Source organism: Psychrobacter sp. 219-2-C, from assembly GCF_049560815.1.
GTDB lineage: Bacteria > Pseudomonadota > Gammaproteobacteria > Pseudomonadales > Moraxellaceae > Psychrobacter > Psychrobacter faecalis.
Window position 1 is genome coordinate 2,078,068 of the sequence record NZ_CP186933.1, and the last position, 21,005, is coordinate 2,099,072.

Here is a 21,005-nt window from a genome sequence, read left to right on the forward strand (position 1 = left end):
ACGTTATGGTAAAGAAGAAGGCGGTTTATACTGGTGTCATTGAGGCATGCCCTAGCCAGTAATTATCATCATTAATGTGATAAGTGACTCGTAAACGAGTAAAACTATTTCTTACCACACAAACAAAAAACAGCCAGCAATCCACAAATATGAACCCACACTAAATACCAATAATTGTTTATTTAGACTGGCTATTAAAAAGCCCCAAGCCACTAGAAAGTAGCTTGGGGCTTTTTAATATTTGAGGCTATATGCAATACAAGGTATCAGTAATTAATCATCACGATCAACGTCGCTTACCTGACTGCGCGTAATCTTACCAGTCATGCTGTCGACAACAACTTTATGAATCTGATTGCCTTTACCAATTTCAACTTTGTAGACAGGCTTGCCAAAATCCATATCGAATTCTACTTCAAGCACTTTCCCTTTCAGCGTTTGGTTTGCTTTTTTTATGGCTTGAGACAGACTCACTTTTGCTTGTTTCATGGCCTTATATTCTGCCAAGTCTTCTTTGTCTAAACGCTCTGTGTCCCCTTTCGTGACCTTGCCTGTATTGGCATTCACGCTGACTTCTTGTTCATTATTGTTGGTAACGATGTTGATATCGTAATGGCTATTTGCGTTACGATCTTCTTGATCAAAGTCTGCACTGATGATATCGCCTTTTACCGCTTTATTAGCAAGGGCCAGCGCCTGCTCTAGACTGATCTTACTCTGTGACGCTGCCGTTACCTCATTCATAGCAGTGGCTGCTTGACTGGCTGAAACAGAGGCCATGCTAAAGCTTGCGACACTCAGTGCTATTACAAGAGATTTCTTCAATGTTGATAGTTTTTTCATAATGAAACCCTAAAATGCGTCAGTTTTTCTGCAGACTGTTTATTAATTAGAATAAGAGATTGATTTCAAAATGAATAATGACATACAGTTAATCACTATGTCTAAGTGATTTATGCTTAAAAACGTAACTGGTGTAACAGACGTTATAATAAATAGAAATAATGACCAAAAGCTCACTATTCACTCAAACCATTGGTACTACTCGCCTAAAGATCTAAGGGTTCATTTTGAATAAGAATAAGTGGTCACGAAGGGCAGTGTCTTCCAAAATAGAGTAATCATCATAATAGACTAATATTTAAAACACCTCCGCTCTCATCCCTGCTTTAACGCCCGATAAACGGTAGCCACCCCAGCACCCACTGCCTTAGCAATTTCCTCTTTTGTCATATTGGTTTGACTGGCCAATTCTCTAATACGGTTGTGTTTTGCTATATTGGCTTTCTTACCAGTGGGCTTATAGCCACTATTGGCCAATCCCTGCTTAATACGCTCCCTACGCTTATCGTTATCAAGCTTTGCCATCGGCGCCAATAAGTCGATCAACATATCGTTAATTACTCTTAAAATCATCCCTCGTCTTGCAAAGCTAAATCGATAGTTAATCGATTTTTAGCGCTTCTCAGGTTCAATAAAACATGACTGCATAGCACAATTGGTTATGTGTCACCTTTTGAATTTGAAAGCGGTATTATTATAGTTTGATCCTGTCAGGCATCGCTGCCTAACTCAAGTAAATCGGCCTCCGATAAACTCCGGGCGGTTCACCACATCCTTAGACTTTGCTGAACATATTCTTTTAGGTATACCGATTGCAACCAAGAAGAATAACTAATCCAGCTTATCCTTTACCTTGAATGGCTCTGAGAATTGCAGTATTAAGAAATTGACAACCGATAATATGATCGCTATCTCATAACGACCATAAGCAACGGAGATGCCAATAGCAGCAGTATTCCATAAACTTGCAGCCGTCGCCGTCCCCTTTACACTATCATTTCCTTTAAAAATAGCACCACCACCGATAAAGCCCATGCCCGTAATAATCGCGTACATGATTCTCGCTTCAGGCTGTGAGCCATGATAGATATCTACAGCAACTAGCATGAAAGCACAGGATGCAATACTTACTAGTGGAAAGGTTCTGAGCCCTGCACCCTTATCTTTCATCTCACGATTAAGCGCAATCGGCAGCGAAAGTATAAAAGCAATGCCTAATTGAGTAAGGTGATACACCATTAGTTTTAAGCTTAAATCGAATTCAAACATGGCTTATTACGCTCTTTAAAATGATGTTAAATAAACAAGAATAATCGTTATTCTTAATGTGTAGAAGATGGTTTATTGCCACGTATGAGACTTTCCTGAAAAGTGTGTAAGTATTGCTATAAGCTAAATGACAGTTACACAGAATCTGGGATGGTCTCTAGTAAATTACCATCTTTATCGAATAGGCAATCGACCACAACCAGAGGAGTAGCATCCACGCTATCTTTAGCGTAGTAATGCGTTGTAACTTTGAAATTACCGTTATTTAATAGTCTGTAGTCTGTATTTTTGCGGTTAATCTCCATAGACTTAAGGTTTTTAAGCATAGGTTTTGTCGTTTCTTGACACTTCGTTAGCAGTGCAATCTTTGATGTTTTGCGAGCTTGTTCGAGTTCAGTGTCTTTTTCTTCATAAAATGAGTTACTGTCGCTTTGAATCCAAATATAAAATGCTGCAAATGTAATAATAGACAATCCTGTCAGCGTCTCTTTTTTCATGATATGACCCGTTTATTAGTAACAGATGAAGATATTTACCAATATACAATCATAGTTCATTAACCCATACAGTACACCACAAAAGTGTTTATTCAATCAATTTACAATTATAACTAATATTCTTATTGGTCTCTGTCATCATTAGGAAAGAGCACAGTCTAAACGCTCTCAACTCATGCTATACCGCTGCTAGTTAAGACCACTCTTTTAAAGCAGTCTCAACGAAACTTAAGCGATCTTGACCAAAAAACATCTCACCGTTCACGAAGAAACTAGGCGCACCAAAAACACCTCGTGCCACAGCTTCTTCAGTGGTATCTTTCAAACGCTCCTTGACCTCAGTCTCACTAATACGAGCCATAAAATCAGTCACGTCAATGCCTGCTTTGGTCAAAACCTCAGCCACTACTTCTGGTGATTCCATGTTTAGCTGTTCAGACCATAAAGCGTTAAAAATGGCTGCTAGATAAGTCTGGAACTCAGGTTCTTCCAAGTAAGCGGTCGCACCTCTCATTAAATGCATCGTATTCAACGGGAAAAATGGATTGAAGTTAAACGGCACCCCATAAATATTTGAAAAATGCTGAAGATCCTTCAACATATAAGTGCCTTTAGCAGGAACCGCAGCTGGTGACGCATTACCAGTGGCTTGAAAAACAGCACCAAGCAGCATAGGCCGCCAAATGATTTTAGCGTTGGTGCGCTGTGCAATACTCTCTAATTGTGTCCATGCCAAATAACTGGCTGGGCTTCCTACATCAAAGAAAAACTCTACTTTTTTACTCATCTCAAAGTACTCCTGACAAAATATATTAGAAAGTTTCTAAAAGGTCTCTAGCCATGGGCGTAGATCAAGCTCATGCGTCCAGCTATCACGCGGTTGACAATGTAATTGCCAGTACTGCTCAGCGATATGCTCTGGATTTAAGATCCCGTCTTGATCTTTAAGCGCATAACGCTCAGGAAAGTTGTCACGAATAAAGGCGGTATCAATGGCACCATCAATAATAGGATGAGCCACATGTATACCTTGTGGCCCTAATTCTCGAGCCATGCTTTGCGCCAAAGCACGTAAAGCAAATTTAGCGCCAGCAAAAGCAGAAAAACCTTTACTACCTCGTAAAGAAGCCGTCGCGCCGGTGAAAATAATCGTGCCCTTTCCACGGGGGATCATTACTTTTGCTGCCTCTCTACCTGTGAGAAATCCAGATAGCGCTGCCATCTCCCATACTTTTCGGTAGACTCTTTCTGTGGTGTCTACAATGGAAAAATGGACATTCGCACCAATATTAAATACCACAACTTCAATCGTGCCAATGTCTTGTTCAATATGGGTAAACAGCTCAACCATCTCTTGCTCTACACGCGCATCGCAACCAAATGGCTTTGCTATTCCACCAGCGGCTTCAATATCACTGACTAATGCGCTCAGCTTCTCCACATTCCTTCTGGTCACGCATAAGGTAAAACCTTCTCTTGCAAAACGTTTCGCAACAGCACTGCCAGTGGCATCGCCTGCTCCAATTACAACCGCTACGGGTGCTCTATACATGTCTATTTCCTTATAGGTTCCTTTTTAGAACTAACAAAAACATAGCTTCCTTTTCAGAGTCTGTCAAGCTAATCTATTACTCATACATGTAGGAGGTAACATATGCGCTGGGATGAACTTGATAAACAGCCTTGCTCAGTAGCTCGCACTTTGGCAGTCATTGGTGATCGTTGGACGCTAATGATTTTACGTGACTGTTTTTTAGGTGTCAGACGTTTTGATATATTTGAGCAACGCTTAGGCATCACACGTCATGTCTTGTCTAACCGGCTTCGTAAGCTGGTTGAGTATGACGTTCTGACAAAAACACCGTATCAACAGCAACCACTGCGTGAGGAATACCGGTTGACAGAGCGTGGTTTAGATTTGCATCCAATCGTTTTGGCACTGGTTAGCTGGGGAGACAAACACATGGCTGATGAACGTGGTGCGCCGTTGCTACATAGACACAATAAGTGCGGCCAAATAATGCATCCCGTAACGGTATGTTCAGAATGCCATGAACCAATAAATGCACGGGATATTAAGATTGAAATAGGACCTGATTGGATAGGTGAGGACGAGTTTGGTATATGAAGAGAGGGTTCTGCCAAGCGGCTTTACAGTTGCTGAGAAATTGCCGTTATTGTCTACTATCTGTTTAACTGCTTGAGCTTTAAGGTAGTTTCTGTAGGCCCTGATTTTTTTATGCATGATAAACGCCTGTTATGATGGTTAGTCTACCAAGTTCATCTCTACCTACGGTCTTTTCAGCATAGCTCAATATCAATATCGGGGTGGCTCATTTGAATAGGCAGGTTATTCAATAAAAATCTATCAGGCTTAGCTGCCTGACTCAGAATGTTAAGTCTCCGACCATCTCAGGACAGTTCATTCTTAATGGCCTTTTTAAGAGATCTACTCAAAAATAAGTACTCTAGATTTGATTCTAGATGTTATTCTTAAGGAATGCTTTAAAACCATAACTAACTGCTTGAAAGCAAGGGATAAATAATGTTTCCGTTCTAATTAAATAAGCTTTGGTATTAGAACACTATGCGCTGTCCCCAGCAAAACTAAACTACCGCTATCGCAACAACCCAACTCCCAACTCATCATAACTTATAAAATAGGGCTTAATGAAACATGGATACCTTAAATATCGTGTATCTCGTAGGAGCAGTATTAATTTTCGCCAGTATCATGGCAAGTACGTTATCGGCGCGTTTGGGTGTTCCACTTTTGCTATTGTTTTTAGTCGTCGGGATGCTCGCTGGTGAAGAAGGTATCTTGGGTATTGAATTTTCTCAATATGCGATAGCCAATTTTGTCGGACAAGCAGCCTTAGCCTGTATTTTGTTAGATGGCGGGTTGCGCACCTCTGTTAAATCATTCCGAGTTGGCTTAAAACCAGCCATCACACTGGCTACTTGGGGCGTACTTGCGACAGTCATGATACTGGGTGTATTCGTCACATGGCTGCTGGATGTCGATTGGCGCTTTGGCTTATTACTGGCAGCAATCGTGGGTTCAACCGATGCGGCAGCGGTATTTTCACTGTTGCGTAATGGCGGTGTTAAATTAAATGATCGTGTCCAAGCCACGCTTGAATTAGAGTCGGGCGCCAACGACCCTTTAGCGATTCTGTTAGTCACTGGATTGATTGCTCTAAATGTTGATCCTGCCGGACAGACAGCGCTAGGCTTCTTAGGCCTACTATTACAACAGCTTAGTTTTGGTTTAGGAATGGGCTTGTTCTTTGGTTATTTCCTATCTCGATTATTACCTAAGATACATTTGGCAGAAGGTATGTATGCCATTTTAATAATGTCGGCGGGTTTAGCAGTGTTTTCTGCCACTAACTTACTGGGCGGTAGTGGGTTTCTCGCGGTCTTTATCGCTGGTATTATGATTGGCAACCATAAGGTACGCTCAACTGAGCATGTCATGCGCGTGATGGACAGCTTTGCGTGGTTGTCGCAAGCGGTGTTATTTGTGGTATTGGGCCTATTGGTCACGCCATCGAACGTTCTTGAAGTTTGGCCTTATTCAGTGGCCATTGCTGCCTTTATGATTTTAGTGGCTCGTCCTATTGCAGTCTATACCAGTGTTTTACCTTTTAAGTTTAAAAACAAAGAGATCGGTTTCATCTCTTGGGTTGGCTTACGCGGTGCGGTACCCATTACCCTTGCCATGTTGCCAGTGATTGCAGGGGTGGACAATGCCTTTATGCTGTTTGATATCGCTTTTGGGGTGGTGGTCTTATCGTTGGTGTTACAAGGGACGACCATTCCTTTTATGGCCAATCTGTTTAAAGTGCGTATTCCAAACAATAAAGACCCAAAAGAAGAGCATGAGGTTTGGGTGTCAGATAGAGCAAGTATTACGCTATATGAATTTGAAGTAAAGTCAGGCGCCTTTGCAATTGGTCGTCATCCAAGGGACATCTCTACGCGCATCAGTCCTGAGGAAATCCGTGTTTTTGCCTTGGTGCGCGGTCAGCAAATCTTGGCAATTAATGAACAGACTAAACTCAAATTTGGCGACAGCGTTTGGTATGCCATGAGCGGCAATCATGCCGGTCAGATTGCGGATGTTTTTAATGACACGACCTTAGACCGTAGAGCCATCGATGATTTTTATGGCGATTGGTTGCTATCGCCGAATGTCAAGCTTGGGGATGTGCCATTCTTCAGCGATAAGATGAAATTCGAGTCTCTGGACGATGGCTTGAACACTAAAAATGAAGGCAGCTCAAAAAATATGTGGGAACAAACGGTCGCTCAGTATGTCAAAGCAAGCTTAAAGATGGCACCCGTATCGGGTGATACGGTGGTGATTAATGAGGAGTGGTTACTGGTTATCAAGGATGTTGATGATAATGGAAGACTTAGAGCGATTGGCTTAAAACAACAAGAGCCCAAGCAGCAGTAGCATAGTCTATATCGCTGTTAGACATAACATGAGCTAGTGGCTGAACGGCAAATATCTCAACCATAAGATACTTATCCAATAGAATTAAGCGGCATTATTTAACAGTTAATGTCTAATTTTAAGCGTTCTGATTTATTAGCGGAATTACCATTAAAGTTTATGCCAATCTTCAATCGCTTTGTACCCAGTTTCTAGTCCTACATCATAGCTATAACGGATTTTAGCTTTATCTTTAGATAATCGACTCGCCATATTTTTCAAGTCGGGTGGGCAAACTTCTAAAAACTTCTGTGGTGATGCAGAATGTAAAAATTGCACCGCATCATTATAACGTTGGGTTCGTGTTAATAAGCTTTGGGCAAAACCATATCGTTGCTTAGAAAAATATTTAGCCAACAGCTGATCGCCTTTGCGACCTGCTTTATAGTAATTTTGAGGGCGAGTACGTATTACCATTAGCTGAGCAACACGATCTTGTTGAGCGGCCCAATGCACAGGCAAAGCATCAGCTACACCACCATCGAAATAAGGTTCGCCAAATATCTCGACCGCTTGTCGAGTTAGCACTGGTATAGAACTTGATGCTCTTAATCCATCCAAAACATTGTCTTTACAGGCTTTAATATAGTTAGCTTCACCTGAAATAGCATGTGTTAGCACCATGTAAAACTCAGCATGACTGGCAAATAATTGTGCCTGATTTAGTGGATGCTCTTGTTCTACCACATCCCACATCCACTTTAGATCCAGTAAGTCCCCGCCTTTAAGGAAACGTCCATAATGGATAAATTCAGGTCGAAGTGAATGATCTAAGTAAATCTGCAGGGTGCGACCTCGTTGTGCAGCTAAATAGTTAGCAACGTTCGTTGAGCCTGAGGACACCCCCACACAAAGATCAAAAGGATTAAATTGTTGTTGTAAAAATGCGTCTAAGACACCACTGGTAAATGCGCCACGCATTCCACCACCTTCAACTACTAGTGCTTGTCGATGTTGTTTAAGCATTGAAAACCTCGAATTTTTGTGAATACCACCTTTTTAACTCAACCATTACATAGAGTAATTAAGTGAAGCGCCTCGAGTATATCGGAGGCTGATACTTTTCCAAAGAACCATCTTAAACTACCTAGCTCCAAATTTTACTCATTCAAGTAAAGCTCAGCCATTCCATCAAGCCTCGCCTTCACCTCTTTCCAATGCGGCATGACTTGAGTTAATAAGCGCCAAAAATGCTCACTATGATTGTGCTCAGCGATATGACACAGCTCATGCAATATCACATAATCAATGCATTCTTTTGGTGCTTTGACTAAGTGCGGATTGAGGATTAAATTACCTTTATTTGAGCAGCTTCCCCATTGTTTTTTCATTACTATTAACTTCAATGAAGGATTATTTTTTACCCATGAGGCCTTATGTATCAAGGCCTCAAGCCTCTCTCTAGAGAGAAACGTAAATTTATCTTTATACCATTTATCAATCAAGCTTTTCACGAGAATCGCTCGTTTTTCAGCGTCTAATTCAGAATCATTTTGAGACAATTCTACATGTAACTTACCGCGACTGAGCTTCACCGTACTGTTTATTTTATCGCTGGTTTTTGCATCGGTTATCACTTTTAACACATAACGACGACCCAGATAAAACTGAGTCTCACCGCTGACATAACGCTTAGGCAATACATGGTCTTTTTGCTTGGCAAAGTCCTGTATGTTTTGCCATATCCAGCGCGCACGCTTCATCATTGCGTCATGTATGATCTTATCTGTAGCATCAATAGGCGCATTAACAACCACACGCTGATCAGGATGTACTTTAATCACGATTTTGCGAGGTTTACTTTTTTCAGTGGTCAGAGTGTCAGCTTTAGACTTACCTGTTGTTGCTTTATACGTTACTTCTTTACGCACGATTTCGTAGTAGATCTTATCTTGACCATAATAAAAAATGCCATTCTCAGTCATTGCCTACTACCCTCTTGCTGCTCGTGGGCTACTTGTCTCTCTCGACAGTCCAAGTCGGGTAATCTTTAGCACCTCTTCAATGAGCTGTTGCGCTTTATCAATACCCAAGTCAGCAAACAGCATTGGCAATAATCGTCTATTAATCGCATTTTCAATTTCACTGGCATTGATGGAATATTCCGCCACATTGGTTTTGACTACTTCATCAATTTCAAAGGCGTAAGCAACCAGCTTGTCATTATCTAGCTCTTTATCCGCTAAGAAGTCAGCATCAAATAAATGCTTAAACAAACCAAAATAAGCCTGAGCATGTTTATTTAATTTGCCATTATCAACGATAAAGTCATTTGGCACATCGGCAACATCACGATCTTTTACCGTTTGCTCAAAGTCAGCAAACATCATGTACTGCTTCACGGGTGCATCAAACATCGCCTTAGCTTCTTCAATGGCGTTTTTTAGAAGCTTAGAGAAGTACTCTTGCGCATACGGATCATCAGCCAAATCTTGCTCAATCATCTTGGTCACACGACCTGTAATTTTATCGGTTTGGTTACGTGCTTCATCGTCACTCATTGCTTCAGGCTTAATATTTTTTCCTAGGTTATCGACTAGGTAAACGCCTTTTGCCTCACGAACTTCAAGTCCTGCGATATGCTTATCGAGTAAGCTGCGAATATCCGCTTCATACTCATCATAATCGATGGTCTCATCAGCGTCTTCGCGCACTTGCTTACGTAGGTTAATAAAGGCTTTTAGATCGGCTTTGTAGCGATCACGCTTGCTATCAAATGATTTATCTGCAAAGAAAGATGCTGATTGCAGCGCAATCTTCATGGCGTTAGAAAACTCGGTCAAAGCAGCATAAAAGTCATCACGTTCTTTAAGCTTGGTATCGACTACTCTGCCATTGATATCCTGCATCTTAGGTGCTAGTACTTGCCTTAGCGCTTGCCCATCCTGTTTGTTTTTTACCGATGAAAAAATAGCCCACAGCTCATTATGCAATCTTGGTAGCTGCTTGTACTCAGTATCCATGCCGTTATACAGACCTTTAAGGTCTTCGATATCAAAGCCACCTTGCGTACGTTCCGCTAAGTCTTGATATTTCTCAATGGTGATATCCAGCTCTTTTAGGATGCCACGATAATCAATCAGATAACCAAAGCGTTTTTTCTCATGCAAGCGGTTCACCCGTGCAATCGCCTGAATCAGGTTATGCTGCTTTAGTGGCTTATCGATATAAAGAACGGTGTTCTTGGGTTCATCAAAGCCTGTTAAGAGCTTATCAACGACAATCATAATGTCAGGACCTTCATCCTGACTAAATGCTTCAATAATGGCCTTGGTATAGGCTTTTTCATCACCGCCGAAGTCCGCGACGACATTATCTTGCCACCAGTTTTGTACGATGTCTTTTGATTGACCATCGACGGTGTCATGCCCTTCACGGGTATCAGGTGGTGACATAGCGACTACTGAGGTCACTTTGCCAATCTTATCTAATGCCATTTTATAGCGGATAGCGGAGGCTTTAGAGTCACAAGCCAACTGACCTTTTAGATGCTGCTGTTTAAAGTTTTGAAAGTGATCAGAGATGTCATGAGCGATCAGCTCGATACGTCCCTCCACCTGATAGATTTGACCTTTTTGGGAGAACTTACGTTTTAGATCGGTTTTTTGATCATTGGTGAGCTTTTGAGTAATACGGTCGAACCAGCTATCTATGGCTTGATCATTGGTATTAAGCTCAGGGATACGCTCTTCGTATAACAATGGGGTAACTGTTTTATCTTTGACCGCTTGCTGCATGGTATAGGAGTGAATGATGCTACCGAATTTGTTCTCAGTCTTATCATCCTTAAGCAATGGCGTACCCGTAAAGGCAATAAAAGCAGCGTTTGGCAAGGCTTGTGCCATACGAATATTGTTTTCACCATTCTGGCTGCGGTGACCTTCATCGACCATGACGATGATATTTGGGCTGTCGTTATAGCATTCATCGTACTTAACGGCTGAGCCAAACTTATTAATGATAGAGAAAATAATGCGCTCATTACCGTGACCAATCTGCTGCGCTAGACGGCGACCAGAGGTTGCCATGGCATCGGATTTATCACGATCACTAAGCACACCACCAGAAGCAAAGGTTTTACTAAGCTGGGTTTCAAGATCAACACGATCGGTAACGATAATGACTCGGCACTTCGCAAGCTCCTCTAACCAAATAAGTGCTTTGGAAAAGAACACCATGGTAAAAGATTTACCACTGCCTGTGGTATGCCAAATGACACCGCCCTCACGACTGCCCTTTTCATCAAAGGTGCTGATACGTTTAATCAGGGCTTTGATACCAAAGACTTGCTGATAACGGGCAACAATTTTCCCCGCCTTTTTATCAAACAAGGTAAACAGGCGCATCATCTCAAGCAAACGCTCAGGCTGTAATAAGCTGATAATTAAGCGGTCTTGATTGGTAACGACCAGATCACCAGCATTAATCAGTGACAGATATTCTTTTTTAGCTGAGGCTGGACGATGAGCAAATAAAATATTGATCTGATCGTTACTAAGCGTTTGATTTTTTAGACGGTTGAACTCAGGCTCAGAGATTTCTTCTTCGACCCATTTTGCCCAAAACTTCTCAGGCGTTTTGCAAGTCCCATATAAACCGTCATTACCATTGACTGCTATTAGTAACTGGCTATAAGCAAATAAATGCGGGATTTCTTTTGGCTTTTGATTGCGAATATGCTGGGACACCGCTTGCGCATTGGTCGACTGCCCTTCCCTACTGGAATCAGGACGTTTGGCTTCAATCACTGCCAGCGGTAGACCATTTACAAAGCAGACGATATCAGGTTTACGACTGTTCGTACCTTCACTATTTTGTACGACAAACTCTTCGGTCACGTGAAAGCTATTATTGTCGATATGATTCCAATCTATCAAAGCGATGGTTTGCGAGGTTCTTTTGCCGTCGATAAACTCGATCACCGTTACGCCATAAAGCATAGCGTTATATAGCTTTTCATTGGCCAGCTGTAACCCTAAGTTCATGGCTGGGTTTAGCTCGTGCATAATTTTATCAGTGGCACTATCTGACAAATAATGTGGCTTGCCTTCAAATATAAATGTCTGCTGCGCTAAGAACGCACGCATGATAGGCAACAATATCACTTGGTTAGTGGCTTTATTAGCGTTCGCCTGATTGGCTAGCAGCTTATTGCTACGCATGGTGTTGCATTGGCTTGGCGGAATAAAATGATAGCCTAGTGTGGTGAGTAAGGTTAAAGCAGGAATTTTAGAGCTGAATTCTTCCGCGAAGTTGATGCTTTCATTGGGACTAATATTAGAACTTGGTTTGGTCATATCTGCCCACTTTAGACATAGCGTTTGTTTGGTTGTTTCTTTAGTTATATCGATTGTAGCCCAAAACACGATAAAAGACGTCATAAAAAAGGCAAAGAAAAACCGCCAAGGTTGCGCGTTACTCTAAGAGCACTAAGCGTGACGGTTATGTTGGGTATAGATTAATTGATGATGGTTATCATGTCGATATTAATTAACGGTATATTAAGCTCTATAGTTACTTTACGATTCATTTTTGTTTTCGAGAGCTTGTGTATCATTGACAGCTACGTCGAAAATTGGCTCTTTCGTTAAATATTCATCATTAAATTCGGGGTTTTCATGCATATACTTCTCAATTTTTTCAGCATTTTTGATTTCTGAGAAGATATTTAAGAACAACAACGAGCCCCATAGAATCACTAGAATATAGACAACGATAACAATAGCCGAACCTATATCTTCTTTAGTTAAAATGTTGGTAGAGTCTGTCATAAACAGAAAGTTGATAAGGTACAACGCCAAGAATGTCGCCATGGCAGATAACACTAGGAAAAAAATACCAGAGAACATTCCAAATAATTTTTCGAATTTATTTATAGAAACTTTGAGTCGCTTATTCTCGTAAGATAAATGAATTCTAGCTCTTTTAAAATTGGATAAAGTGATACTACCCTTCGAATACTCATATAACTGCAACATAGCATGACGGAGATAAAAATCTAACCTCATGCCAGTAGATTGATAAAAATAGTCTTCAGATATCTGCTTTTGTATACTTTTGCGAGTCAGTGAGTCTAAATATGGAGATTCTAATGATTTTTCTTTATCCCTAATATTTCTTCGTCGAGCGTATGAGAATGTATCCATAAACTCTCTAAGCTTCTGAGGGTTTAGCAGCATCCTTATCAACGTAATTGAAACTATGATTACTGGTGCCCATACGCCAAAACTCTCATACAGCTCCTTGAAGCTCTCTACATTCATCACTTCTCTCTTCATCTATTTAGTTTAAGCGGTGTGTGGAAAGCACCCTACAAAAATTCAAGATTAATCTCTACGAGTCGCTATTTGTACTATCTCAGGTAAGCCCGGCATAGTAGGGCTAGAATCACCAGAAATTAAGCCTGAATCTACTCGACTGAACAAAGACTGTAATACAATGCTTCTAGAATCAGTATCGAGGTCTGCACCTTCATTGATCAATGATAAGTATAAATGCGTTAGTTGCTCACGTTCCTCGGCATCGCGCTGTAAATGATAAGAGCTGAATGTCATTTTCGAGACGGCTTTTATAGCAAATGCATAAATAGATAATAGTGTAATAAAGAGAACAACACCTTGTAGGCTTTCTACGCCTAACGCAATAGCCTCTTTCTGAACGTATATCCAGATAGCAAGTAATACTACAAGGCTAACTAGTCCTGAAATTACTAATGTTGTGAGTCTCTTAGCCCATAAGTCACCCGACTCTTTAAAATTCTTAGCTTTCTTTTCCCAATATTCTGCTGGCTTTGCTAATCTTAGTTTTTCTTCGTAAGTACTTTCTAAGTTTACAACCTTTTCAGACCATTTTTTGTATTCTTTTTCAAACTTATCTACTTGATTCTGACTAGTATCGTTATACTTTTTTGCTGCACCATCAATCCAATCTTTAAATATTTTTTGAGATTCAGTTGCCTCTGAAAACAATTTACTTTTTATCGCTAATATTTCATTTCTCAACTGATCGATAGAAGCTTCCTCTGCGTTTCTACGAGAAGTTAAATTTTCTTCACTTTGCATTTCAAATTCGTAGGCAAGAATCGAACCAAATAATGAATCACGGTGATTATCAATATTGACACTATCTATAAAAACTTCGAAAAATGCATTTGCAGCTCTCACCCCATGTTTATCTAAAACATTAAGTCCTCTAATGACGAAAGGGCGCGATGAGGATAGCCAGTATGAGCCTAGGTCGTTAAGTTTCGAATGAATGTATTCAATGCTAGTAGAGTCGTCTTTTGATAGTTTTTCTAACTGATTTTTTAATTCCTCCAAAAGACGCAGTGAATATTGCATTAATAATAAAGGGGCATTATTATTTGAATAGCCTAAATCTCCTAGATCTGTTAGTTTATCCTCGTATCTAACCCAAAAGCTAAACTCATCATCTATAAATATTTTTAACTCCTCGAAGTTAGAGACACTAAATTTCATACCCAACATGTCTTTAAAGTCAAAATTACTTTCATCATCTTGAACATCGATGTTTCTTAAATCGTTTATATCCATCACGCAACCTCCCCATCAACCACCACCCGCTTCTTACCCGTCAACAACACCTGCATCAGCGCCTTTTTCTCTTGCTGCAAATCTGCCAACTGCTGCTCAAGTAACTCAATTTCTTTATCGGCATTGGTTAATACAGTGGCGATTTTTTGTTATTCTTTGAAAGCATGCAGATATAGAAAATTCTTAAAGTGTCAATAATCTATAAGAAATACTTATTTAACCAATCCTGTACGATAGTTTAACTCTAAATCATTTAGATGACGCATCAGCTCAACCATTTGCTCAGATACAGCTTCTAAATCAAAAGTTTTAAATGACCAAGATATACCCCAATAACCGTTTACCTCATGCCAAGCTTCAGGTTGCAGATCCATCCATAAATCTCCAATTGAAGCTTTGAATTGCTCGGTCAGCTCATCAGACTGCTTACCGATATGCAGGTTAATCTTATATGCAACTTCGCTATCGTTTGCCTTAAGCCAAAGCACAATATCGGAACCTGTTGACCAGTTCAGATTAGAAAACCTAATTACAGGCTCGTAATAATACCATTTGCTATGTTTTACCTTACAGTTAAAGTCTTTTAAGTCGCTAGCGTTTAATTTTAGTTTAATTTGCTCACCGATTTTTGGCATTAAATCGTTATAAATATAATCGCTTAACTGCGCAAACCCGTCCAAGTTTTCAGTCAAAAAGTTGATTTCATTTTCATTAATTTTAGTCATTGTATTTAAGCCTTTTAAATGTAATAAGAACTCTCTTGCGAACAACGCCCACTTGTTATAGGGATTGTTTAATATAGTGATCGATAAATTTTGCTCGATATGTTGCACAAGATCTTTATATGACAAGCCCTGCCAGTCTTTGGCGGTAAGATCGGGGCTGATCTTGCCACTCAGACAAAGCACCAGTTTGATCAGCTTTTTAGGTACTGAGTCTTGATTAGGTTTAGAAATGCGATTATTACCAAAGGTGGTGTATTCATCAAAAGGATTATTTTGATGATGATAAATCTTACACTCAATCAGGATTAAGGCGTTCTCAGTCTCGACAACCAAATCAATCCGCTTGCCGTTTTGGGTCACCACTTCCGTTTCGACGCTTTCAAGCTCGCCTAGATCGAGTAGCATTTTATCCTTGGCAATGGCTGCCTCTAGACCTTTAAAAAAGCTATCGCCCAAATCATGCGGTTTAGCTGGATCTAAAAAGAAGCTAAGGAGCTCGGTTGTTGGGTTTTCGAAGTGACCGCGCACGCCAACATCAAAGAAATTCATTTCTTTTTCGGTCGAATCTAAGGCTCTAAACTCGTTTATTAGTGCTTCGAATCTATCAAAATAGGAGGTGTAATTTAATTTGGTCATCGCAATTCCTTATGGTAGTTAGCCTTCATAATTAGTGAAAGCTTGTCATGTTTATATTTAGTTCAAAAAAGGGTTAAACAAAAACCGCCAATTGCTGCTAAAGCGACTCAACTTCATTACAAGCTCGTAAGTTATTAACTAGTCATAGATTATTAGCTAGTCATAAGTCACGTTGAAATCTTTATCAATAGTAAAGCCATCGTATAGCCTGACAATTAACACGTTTTTACCCTTGATCAAGACCAATATATTTTCTTGATCCACGTATGCGCCATAAGGATTACCTTTGGTGACATAAGCTTCGTCATCATCTTCGTATAGACCATAGGATAAAAACGCTTGATAATCCGAGTCTTCTTGCAGTTGAAAAAACCCACTGTCAGATGCGCCTAAATGTAGCTGTGCAAGCTGCTCTAATATATCAGGATCAGTGATAGGCGGCATCAAGGTATCGAATTGGTCAAGATCAAATGAGTCCTGATAACCGCTAAAGTCTTGGTCAGTTAAGGGCAGCTCATAATAAGGATAGGAGACTTTAAATGTTAGATCATCCTGCTCGGCATCCTCGTACTCGTTAGCTGAGGCATACGCTAAAGTAGTGCCAGCGGATACTAATAATAAAATGCTTAGAGATATGAGGCGAAATAATGTCATGGTTTACATTCGCTATATACAAAGGCCAGTGTTGTAGGCTGTAGTAAAATCAAGCGACCTCCCCATCAACCACCACCCGCTTCTTACCCGTCAACAACACCTGCATCAGCGCCTTTTTCTCTTGCTGCAAATCTGCCAACTGCTGCTCAAGTAACTCAATTTCTTTATCGGCATTATTTGAAACTGCGGTAATTTTTTGCTGCTCTTCAAGACATGGAAGTCCAATTACAATATTAGCGAATATCGAAATCCAGTGTCGCTGATGACCACCAATAGCATAGCTTAGTGCCTGCATGACCTCGAATATATACTTTATCGAAACGCCATCTTTTGCTACTAACATTTTCATTGCACTAGACTTTGCTTTAAAGGGAAAGTCTACAAATTTACTAGCAGTAGTAAAGTCGTCGAATATAATTGTTGGAAGATCTTCGCTAAATATTCCAAATTCTTCATCTGTATACCCAAGGATAAAGGTTTTACCCGCCGTTAATACTGGCGTAGGGTATTCATCTGAATAATCGGTAGACTTAACCAAATAAGGTGTTGGCTGTTTATAATCTAATAACTTCCCTAATTCTATTCTTTCCCATTTTTTATCAAACCGTTTTCCCTCATCATCAAGCAACCGCTTTTTACCCGTGAGCAATTGTTGCATCAAGGCTTTTTTCTGCTGGGTACTATTCTCAATCAAACGCTCAGTCGTGCTAATCGCCTTATCCCAAGTAGATAGAATTTTGGCGATTTTTTGTTGTTCGAGAAGTGGAGGTAATACAACATCATATTTTGCAATAGAAGCGCCTGGTAGTTGAGGAATTGCCCCGTTTTCATGATGTACTCGCAAATAACTATTAATATAATTTTCAAAATAAACAACATCAAAAGCGTTGTTTTTTGGCTCAAGAACTAGAAGTCGTCCTATAGCGCCAAAGGGTTCTTTACGAGAAAATGCAGTGCCTATTCCTATTCCTCGACCAACCACTGTAACTGCTTCATTGCTATATTCAGCAAAATTATAAAATCCATATAAACCACGAGCTGAGACTGTATTTGAATACACTGGAAATGGAAAATTGTCATTCTTATTCTCAGAATATGACTCCTCTTTTAAATCTCTACCTACAGCGATGTTAGCAATGTCAGAAATTTTACTCTTTACCCACCCATTAGGCACCATAACCCAACTCCTTTAAAAACCCTGCCATCTCATCCTCTAACAGGTTTAACTCGGCTTTAAGCGCTAAACGCTCAGAACGTACTGCATCTAGATCAATCTCTGCCTCTTCCTCAAACGTGTCGACATAGCGTGGAATGTTTAGATTAAAGTCGTTTTCTTTAATTTCATCAAAGCTCGCTAGATACGCGTATTTATCGACGCTTTCGCGCGCCTTATAGGTCTCAATAATTTTATTGATATTGGCATCTGTGAGTTGATTTTGATTTTTACCCGATTTAAACTCATTACTCGCATCGATAAACAGGACTTTGTCGTCAGACTTATTCTTTTTAAAGATGAGAATTGCGGCTGGAATACCCGTACCAAAGAATAACTTTTCAGGTAAGCCAATCACCGTATCGAGCAGGTTCTCTTCGATGAGTTGCTGACGGATTTTGCCCTCAGACGACGCACGGAACAACACCCCATGCGGAACGACCACACCCATTCGGCCGCCTTGTTTTGATGAAGAGGCAGGTTTTAGCGTCTCAATCATATGACTGATAAACGCATAGTCGCCTTTGGTCTTGGGCGGGACACCGCGATGGAAGCGACCATAGGGATCGCTGCTGGCATCTTCATGACCCCATTTATCCAGTGAAAACGGCGGATTGGCAGTGACCACATCGAACTGTAATAAGTGCTTGCCGTCCTTATCAAGTAGCAGCGGATTGCGGATGGTATCGCCCCACTCGATTCGGTGGTTGTCCTCACCATGCAAAAACATATTCATCTTGGCCAGTGCCCATGTCGAGCCAATAGCTTCTTGACCGTATAGCGCATACTTCTTGGAATTTGAGTTTTTGCGAACCATCGCCCCGCATTTGATGAGTAGCGACCCAGAACCACAATACAGATTTCATCACCTTCGACAGGCTCAAGGATAGTCGCCAGTAAACTCGATACTTCTGGTGGCGTATAAAACTCACCCGCCGTCGCCCCACTACTGGCGGCAAAATGCTTGATTAAAAACTCGTAGGCATTACCAATCACGTCTAAACTGCCAACGCGCTCAACGCTTAGGTTAAGAATATCTTTGCCAAAGTCTTCTAATAAATGCCGCAGTAATTCGTTCTTTTGCTTTTCTTGACCGAGTTTATCAGTGTTAAAGCTAATGTCTTGGAAGACGTTTTTGAGCTTAGTACCGTTAGCCTCCTCAATCGCATGAAGCGCTTCATCGATACGTTGACCGTTGCCTGGCTGATGACGCTGCTCGTATAGATCCCAAAAGCTTGCGCCCTCAGGTAAGACAAAACGCTGCTTGGACATCATGGCATGGATCAGTTCTGGGTTGTCGCCAAACTGCTCAACCAGTTTGTTGTACTCATCACGATAGACGTCGGATAGATACTTGAGAAACAGCATGGTCAAAATAAAGTCTTTATAGGTATCAGCGCTGATGACGCCACGGAAGGTGTCACAGGCGTTCCATACGGCTTTGTTGATATCGTCTTGATTGATTTTATTGATAGTTTTAGTAGTAGTGCTGGTCGGCATTGATGTTTCCTGAATACTTTGAAAGGTATAAGTTTTATAGGGGTCGATTATGGTGTCATGCATTCGCTTTGCTTAGAAGTATAGCGCACATTATGGTTTGTAATAACATTCACTACGCTCCAATTTTTGGCTTATGAGAATTCCACTGAATTAGATATAGATAATTGTTAGAAGTACTAAACTATCGTAGCAATAATGTTATTACTGAATTTTTGTTTTGCAATAAAAAACAGCGTTGTCTATTATTGAGTTTCTTACTGAAATATAACGACAGGTAACAATATGAAAATCAATAAGCTATATGCAAGTATCGCATTAACTAGTGCTTTGGCGCTTACAGGATGTGGCGGCGATGATGACGGTGAATATGTAGCAGGCGGCGGTAACAATGGTGGCCCTATCGTCAACAATGAGCTGAACTACGCAACATTTGACCCTTTCAGCGACGTGGTCAATGGACAATACAAAACAGGATGGGGTAAATTTGATTTCAAGCTCAATAATAATGGCTTAATTCGTAGTATTTCTACTGTTGTGGGTAGCTCGCCTACTGCCTATCAAGACAGCAGAAGCGATGACCTTAGATTAGAATATTATGTTGGTAATAATTTATTCGCCGCTGTTCCTGAAGAGTTCGATAGTAAGTTCTATAAAATCAACTTCGTAGATAGCGATACGTTCAAGCTAAAAATTCAGTCAGGTAGCAGCATCGTTAATTCGACTTATGACATCATTACTCTTGACCTCACTGGCGTCGGCAAGCAGCCAGGAAATGCTCAGACTGGGATAGAGACAGATTTAGATTATTTCCCTGATAGCTTTAACGCTACTTTCCCTAGTGGCTCTCAATGTTACATATTTTTAGAAACACCTGATCAAGACTACTATACTTTTTCTGATTATGATGAGGAAGGCAGTATGACGATAGATCAGTGGATTGCTAAAGAGAAAAAATACAATACTGTCAGCAATCTTGTCAAAGAAAATGTCGGAAGCAAAAATGAATTGCAAGCGGTAAGATATACTGATGAAGATGGCGATATTAATGCTGCTGTGGTATACAAAGGCTTAATTTATGAAGCTTATTATTACCAAAAAGGTATTCAAGAGAAAGAAGATATCGACCCTAATATCGCAGAGGTCTACTGTAATCAATACAATAGCGTTGCCACCAAGTTCTTAGAAACACAAATTAAAGCTGTTTATCAGAATTAATCGAGTATAGCTAAGGTTTAAATTTAAGGTTTGGTAGCTTTTACTAGTGAGTGGTTACTATTTTTCTTACAAGCAGCGAAACAACAAATAGCGCCTAATATGGGCGCTATTTTATTATGCCACTATAGCCATCTTGCAGTGCTCTATTTAGAATGGTGGCAAGTAGCATTAAGCGGTAATGGTAGGAAACGTAATCCTAACTACTAGAAATAGTTTTTTAGTGATAGTATATGTTTGAAATCAAATAATGTCGTAGAAATATTTAGTTACATTTTATTGTGAGATAAATCCCATTATTTGCCTTGCCTCCAATACTGTTACGCTGTTGGTCTATTTGATGGTCTAACGTGCATATCTATTATTACAATGATAATTAAATCAAATACTTATATATAG

The 21,005-nt window shown here is 40.3% G+C and carries 16 protein-coding genes and 2 pseudogenes; 3 read left to right on the plus strand and 15 right to left on the minus strand.

Annotated features, from left to right (window positions below; all coding sequences use genetic code 11):
* Positions 1-273: 273 nt before the first annotated feature.
* The 6 genes and pseudogenes from ACPEGP_RS08500 to ACPEGP_RS08525 all read right to left on the minus strand — a co-directional run bounded on the left by ACPEGP_RS08500 (position 274) and on the right by ACPEGP_RS08525 (position 4,161).
* Positions 274-843 carry a PepSY domain-containing protein gene (locus ACPEGP_RS08500; protein ID WP_369957834.1) on the minus strand — a complete coding sequence of 190 codons (570 nt, stop codon included), beginning with the start codon at positions 841-843 and terminating at the stop codon, positions 274-276.
* Positions 844-1,158: 315 nt separating this feature from the next.
* Positions 1,159-1,419: pseudogene (locus ACPEGP_RS08505) on the minus strand (helix-turn-helix domain-containing protein); the annotation flags it as partial.
* Positions 1,420-1,674: 255 nt separating this feature from the next.
* The gene (locus ACPEGP_RS08510; RefSeq protein ID WP_201591980.1) at positions 1,675-2,112 is read right to left on the minus strand and encodes an MgtC/SapB family protein; all 438 of its coding nucleotides are present in this window, start codon (positions 2,110-2,112) and stop codon (positions 1,675-1,677) included.
* 134 nt (positions 2,113-2,246) lie between these two features.
* A complete protein-coding gene (locus ACPEGP_RS08515; protein ID WP_201591977.1) occupies positions 2,247-2,609 on the minus strand; it encodes a hypothetical protein in 363 nt (120 codons plus the stop codon).
* A 193-nt stretch (positions 2,610-2,802) separates the two neighbouring features.
* On the minus strand, positions 2,803-3,396 hold the full coding sequence (locus tag ACPEGP_RS08520; RefSeq protein WP_423813140.1) for a 2-hydroxychromene-2-carboxylate isomerase: 594 nt from the start codon (positions 3,394-3,396) through the stop codon (positions 2,803-2,805).
* A gap of 36 nt (positions 3,397-3,432) precedes the next feature.
* Positions 3,433-4,161, minus strand: a complete 729-nt coding sequence (locus ACPEGP_RS08525; protein WP_198328177.1) for an SDR family oxidoreductase — start codon at positions 4,159-4,161, stop codon at positions 3,433-3,435.
* A 102-nt stretch (positions 4,162-4,263) separates the two neighbouring features.
* Here ACPEGP_RS08525 and ACPEGP_RS08530 point away from each other — a divergent pair, with 102 nt between their 5' ends.
* Both ACPEGP_RS08530 and ACPEGP_RS08535 read left to right on the plus strand, forming a co-directional pair.
* Positions 4,264-4,737, plus strand: coding sequence for a winged helix-turn-helix transcriptional regulator (locus tag ACPEGP_RS08530; protein WP_201591971.1), 474 nt, complete (start codon positions 4,264-4,266; stop codon positions 4,735-4,737).
* A 549-nt stretch (positions 4,738-5,286) separates the two neighbouring features.
* Positions 5,287-7,074, plus strand: a complete 1,788-nt coding sequence (locus ACPEGP_RS08535; RefSeq protein WP_423813141.1) for a potassium/proton antiporter — start codon at positions 5,287-5,289, stop codon at positions 7,072-7,074.
* Positions 7,075-7,224: 150 nt separating this feature from the next.
* On the opposite strand, the gene ACPEGP_RS08540 is transcribed toward ACPEGP_RS08535, so the two are convergent.
* The 9 genes and pseudogenes from ACPEGP_RS08540 to ACPEGP_RS08580 all read right to left on the minus strand — a co-directional run bounded on the left by ACPEGP_RS08540 (position 7,225) and on the right by ACPEGP_RS08580 (position 19,394).
* Complete coding sequence (locus ACPEGP_RS08540; protein ID WP_201591965.1) at positions 7,225-8,079, minus strand: patatin-like phospholipase family protein; 855 nt, start codon at positions 8,077-8,079, stop codon at positions 7,225-7,227.
* Between the two features lie 134 nt (positions 8,080-8,213).
* Positions 8,214-9,038: a M48 family metallopeptidase gene (locus ACPEGP_RS08545; RefSeq protein ID WP_423813142.1), complete on the minus strand. Its 825-nt coding sequence runs from the start codon at positions 9,036-9,038 to the stop codon at positions 8,214-8,216.
* A gap of 6 nt (positions 9,039-9,044) precedes the next feature.
* The gene (locus ACPEGP_RS08550; RefSeq protein WP_423813143.1) at positions 9,045-12,410 is read right to left on the minus strand and encodes a type I restriction endonuclease subunit R; all 3,366 of its coding nucleotides are present in this window, start codon (positions 12,408-12,410) and stop codon (positions 9,045-9,047) included.
* Positions 12,411-12,632: 222 nt separating this feature from the next.
* The gene (locus ACPEGP_RS08555) at positions 12,633-13,376 is read right to left on the minus strand and encodes a hypothetical protein (RefSeq protein ID WP_423813144.1); all 744 of its coding nucleotides are present in this window, start codon (positions 13,374-13,376) and stop codon (positions 12,633-12,635) included.
* A gap of 63 nt (positions 13,377-13,439) precedes the next feature.
* On the minus strand, positions 13,440-14,666 hold the full coding sequence (locus ACPEGP_RS08560; RefSeq protein ID WP_423813145.1) for a DUF6161 domain-containing protein: 1,227 nt from the start codon (positions 14,664-14,666) through the stop codon (positions 13,440-13,442).
* A 212-nt stretch (positions 14,667-14,878) separates the two neighbouring features.
* A complete protein-coding gene (locus ACPEGP_RS08565; RefSeq protein WP_423813146.1) occupies positions 14,879-16,027 on the minus strand; it encodes a PD-(D/E)XK nuclease family protein in 1,149 nt (382 codons plus the stop codon).
* Positions 16,028-16,183: 156 nt separating this feature from the next.
* Positions 16,184-16,681, minus strand: coding sequence for a hypothetical protein (locus ACPEGP_RS08570; protein ID WP_423813147.1), 498 nt, complete (start codon positions 16,679-16,681; stop codon positions 16,184-16,186).
* A gap of 49 nt (positions 16,682-16,730) precedes the next feature.
* Positions 16,731-17,858 (minus strand): restriction endonuclease subunit S, encoded by a 1,128-nt coding sequence (locus tag ACPEGP_RS08575; RefSeq protein WP_423813148.1) that lies wholly within the window; start codon positions 17,856-17,858, stop codon positions 16,731-16,733.
* Positions 17,848-19,394: pseudogene (locus ACPEGP_RS08580) on the minus strand (type I restriction-modification system subunit M). Before ACPEGP_RS08580 ends, ACPEGP_RS08575 begins: the two are co-directional and overlap by 11 nt.
* Before the next feature lie 282 nt (positions 19,395-19,676).
* Here ACPEGP_RS08580 and ACPEGP_RS08585 point away from each other — a divergent pair.
* Complete coding sequence (locus ACPEGP_RS08585; RefSeq protein WP_423813149.1) at positions 19,677-20,609, plus strand: hypothetical protein; 933 nt, start codon at positions 19,677-19,679, stop codon at positions 20,607-20,609.
* Positions 20,610-21,005: the final 396 nt, after the last annotated feature.

What these genes read in the sequence shown, in the direction of transcription:
- ACPEGP_RS08500 (WP_369957834.1), bottom strand. Translation starts at nt 843, where the DNA reads ATGAAAAAACTATCAACATTGAAGAAATCTCTTGTAATAGCACTGAGT.
- ACPEGP_RS08510 (WP_201591980.1), bottom strand. Translation starts at nt 2,112, where the DNA reads ATGTTTGAATTCGATTTAAGCTTAAAACTAATGGTGTATCACCTTACT.
- ACPEGP_RS08515 (WP_201591977.1), bottom strand. Translation starts at nt 2,609, where the DNA reads ATGAAAAAAGAGACGCTGACAGGATTGTCTATTATTACATTTGCAGCA.
- ACPEGP_RS08520 (WP_423813140.1), bottom strand. Translation starts at nt 3,396, where the DNA reads ATGAGTAAAAAAGTAGAGTTTTTCTTTGATGTAGGAAGCCCAGCCAGT.
- ACPEGP_RS08525 (WP_198328177.1), bottom strand. Translation starts at nt 4,161, where the DNA reads ATGTATAGAGCACCCGTAGCGGTTGTAATTGGAGCAGGCGATGCCACT.
- ACPEGP_RS08530 (WP_201591971.1), top strand. Translation starts at nt 4,264, where the DNA reads ATGCGCTGGGATGAACTTGATAAACAGCCTTGCTCAGTAGCTCGCACT.
- ACPEGP_RS08535 (WP_423813141.1), top strand. Translation starts at nt 5,287, where the DNA reads ATGGATACCTTAAATATCGTGTATCTCGTAGGAGCAGTATTAATTTTC.
- ACPEGP_RS08540 (WP_201591965.1), bottom strand. Translation starts at nt 8,079, where the DNA reads ATGCTTAAACAACATCGACAAGCACTAGTAGTTGAAGGTGGTGGAATG.
- ACPEGP_RS08545 (WP_423813142.1), bottom strand. Translation starts at nt 9,038, where the DNA reads ATGACTGAGAATGGCATTTTTTATTATGGTCAAGATAAGATCTACTAC.
- ACPEGP_RS08550 (WP_423813143.1), bottom strand. Translation starts at nt 12,410, where the DNA reads ATGACCAAACCAAGTTCTAATATTAGTCCCAATGAAAGCATCAACTTC.
- ACPEGP_RS08555 (WP_423813144.1), bottom strand. Translation starts at nt 13,376, where the DNA reads ATGAATGTAGAGAGCTTCAAGGAGCTGTATGAGAGTTTTGGCGTATGG.
- ACPEGP_RS08560 (WP_423813145.1), bottom strand. Translation starts at nt 14,666, where the DNA reads ATGGATATAAACGATTTAAGAAACATCGATGTTCAAGATGATGAAAGT.
- ACPEGP_RS08565 (WP_423813146.1), bottom strand. Translation starts at nt 16,027, where the DNA reads ATGACCAAATTAAATTACACCTCCTATTTTGATAGATTCGAAGCACTA.
- ACPEGP_RS08570 (WP_423813147.1), bottom strand. Translation starts at nt 16,681, where the DNA reads ATGACATTATTTCGCCTCATATCTCTAAGCATTTTATTATTAGTATCC.
- ACPEGP_RS08575 (WP_423813148.1), bottom strand. Translation starts at nt 17,858, where the DNA reads ATGGTGCCTAATGGGTGGGTAAAGAGTAAAATTTCTGACATTGCTAAC.
- ACPEGP_RS08585 (WP_423813149.1), top strand. Translation starts at nt 19,677, where the DNA reads ATGAAAATCAATAAGCTATATGCAAGTATCGCATTAACTAGTGCTTTG.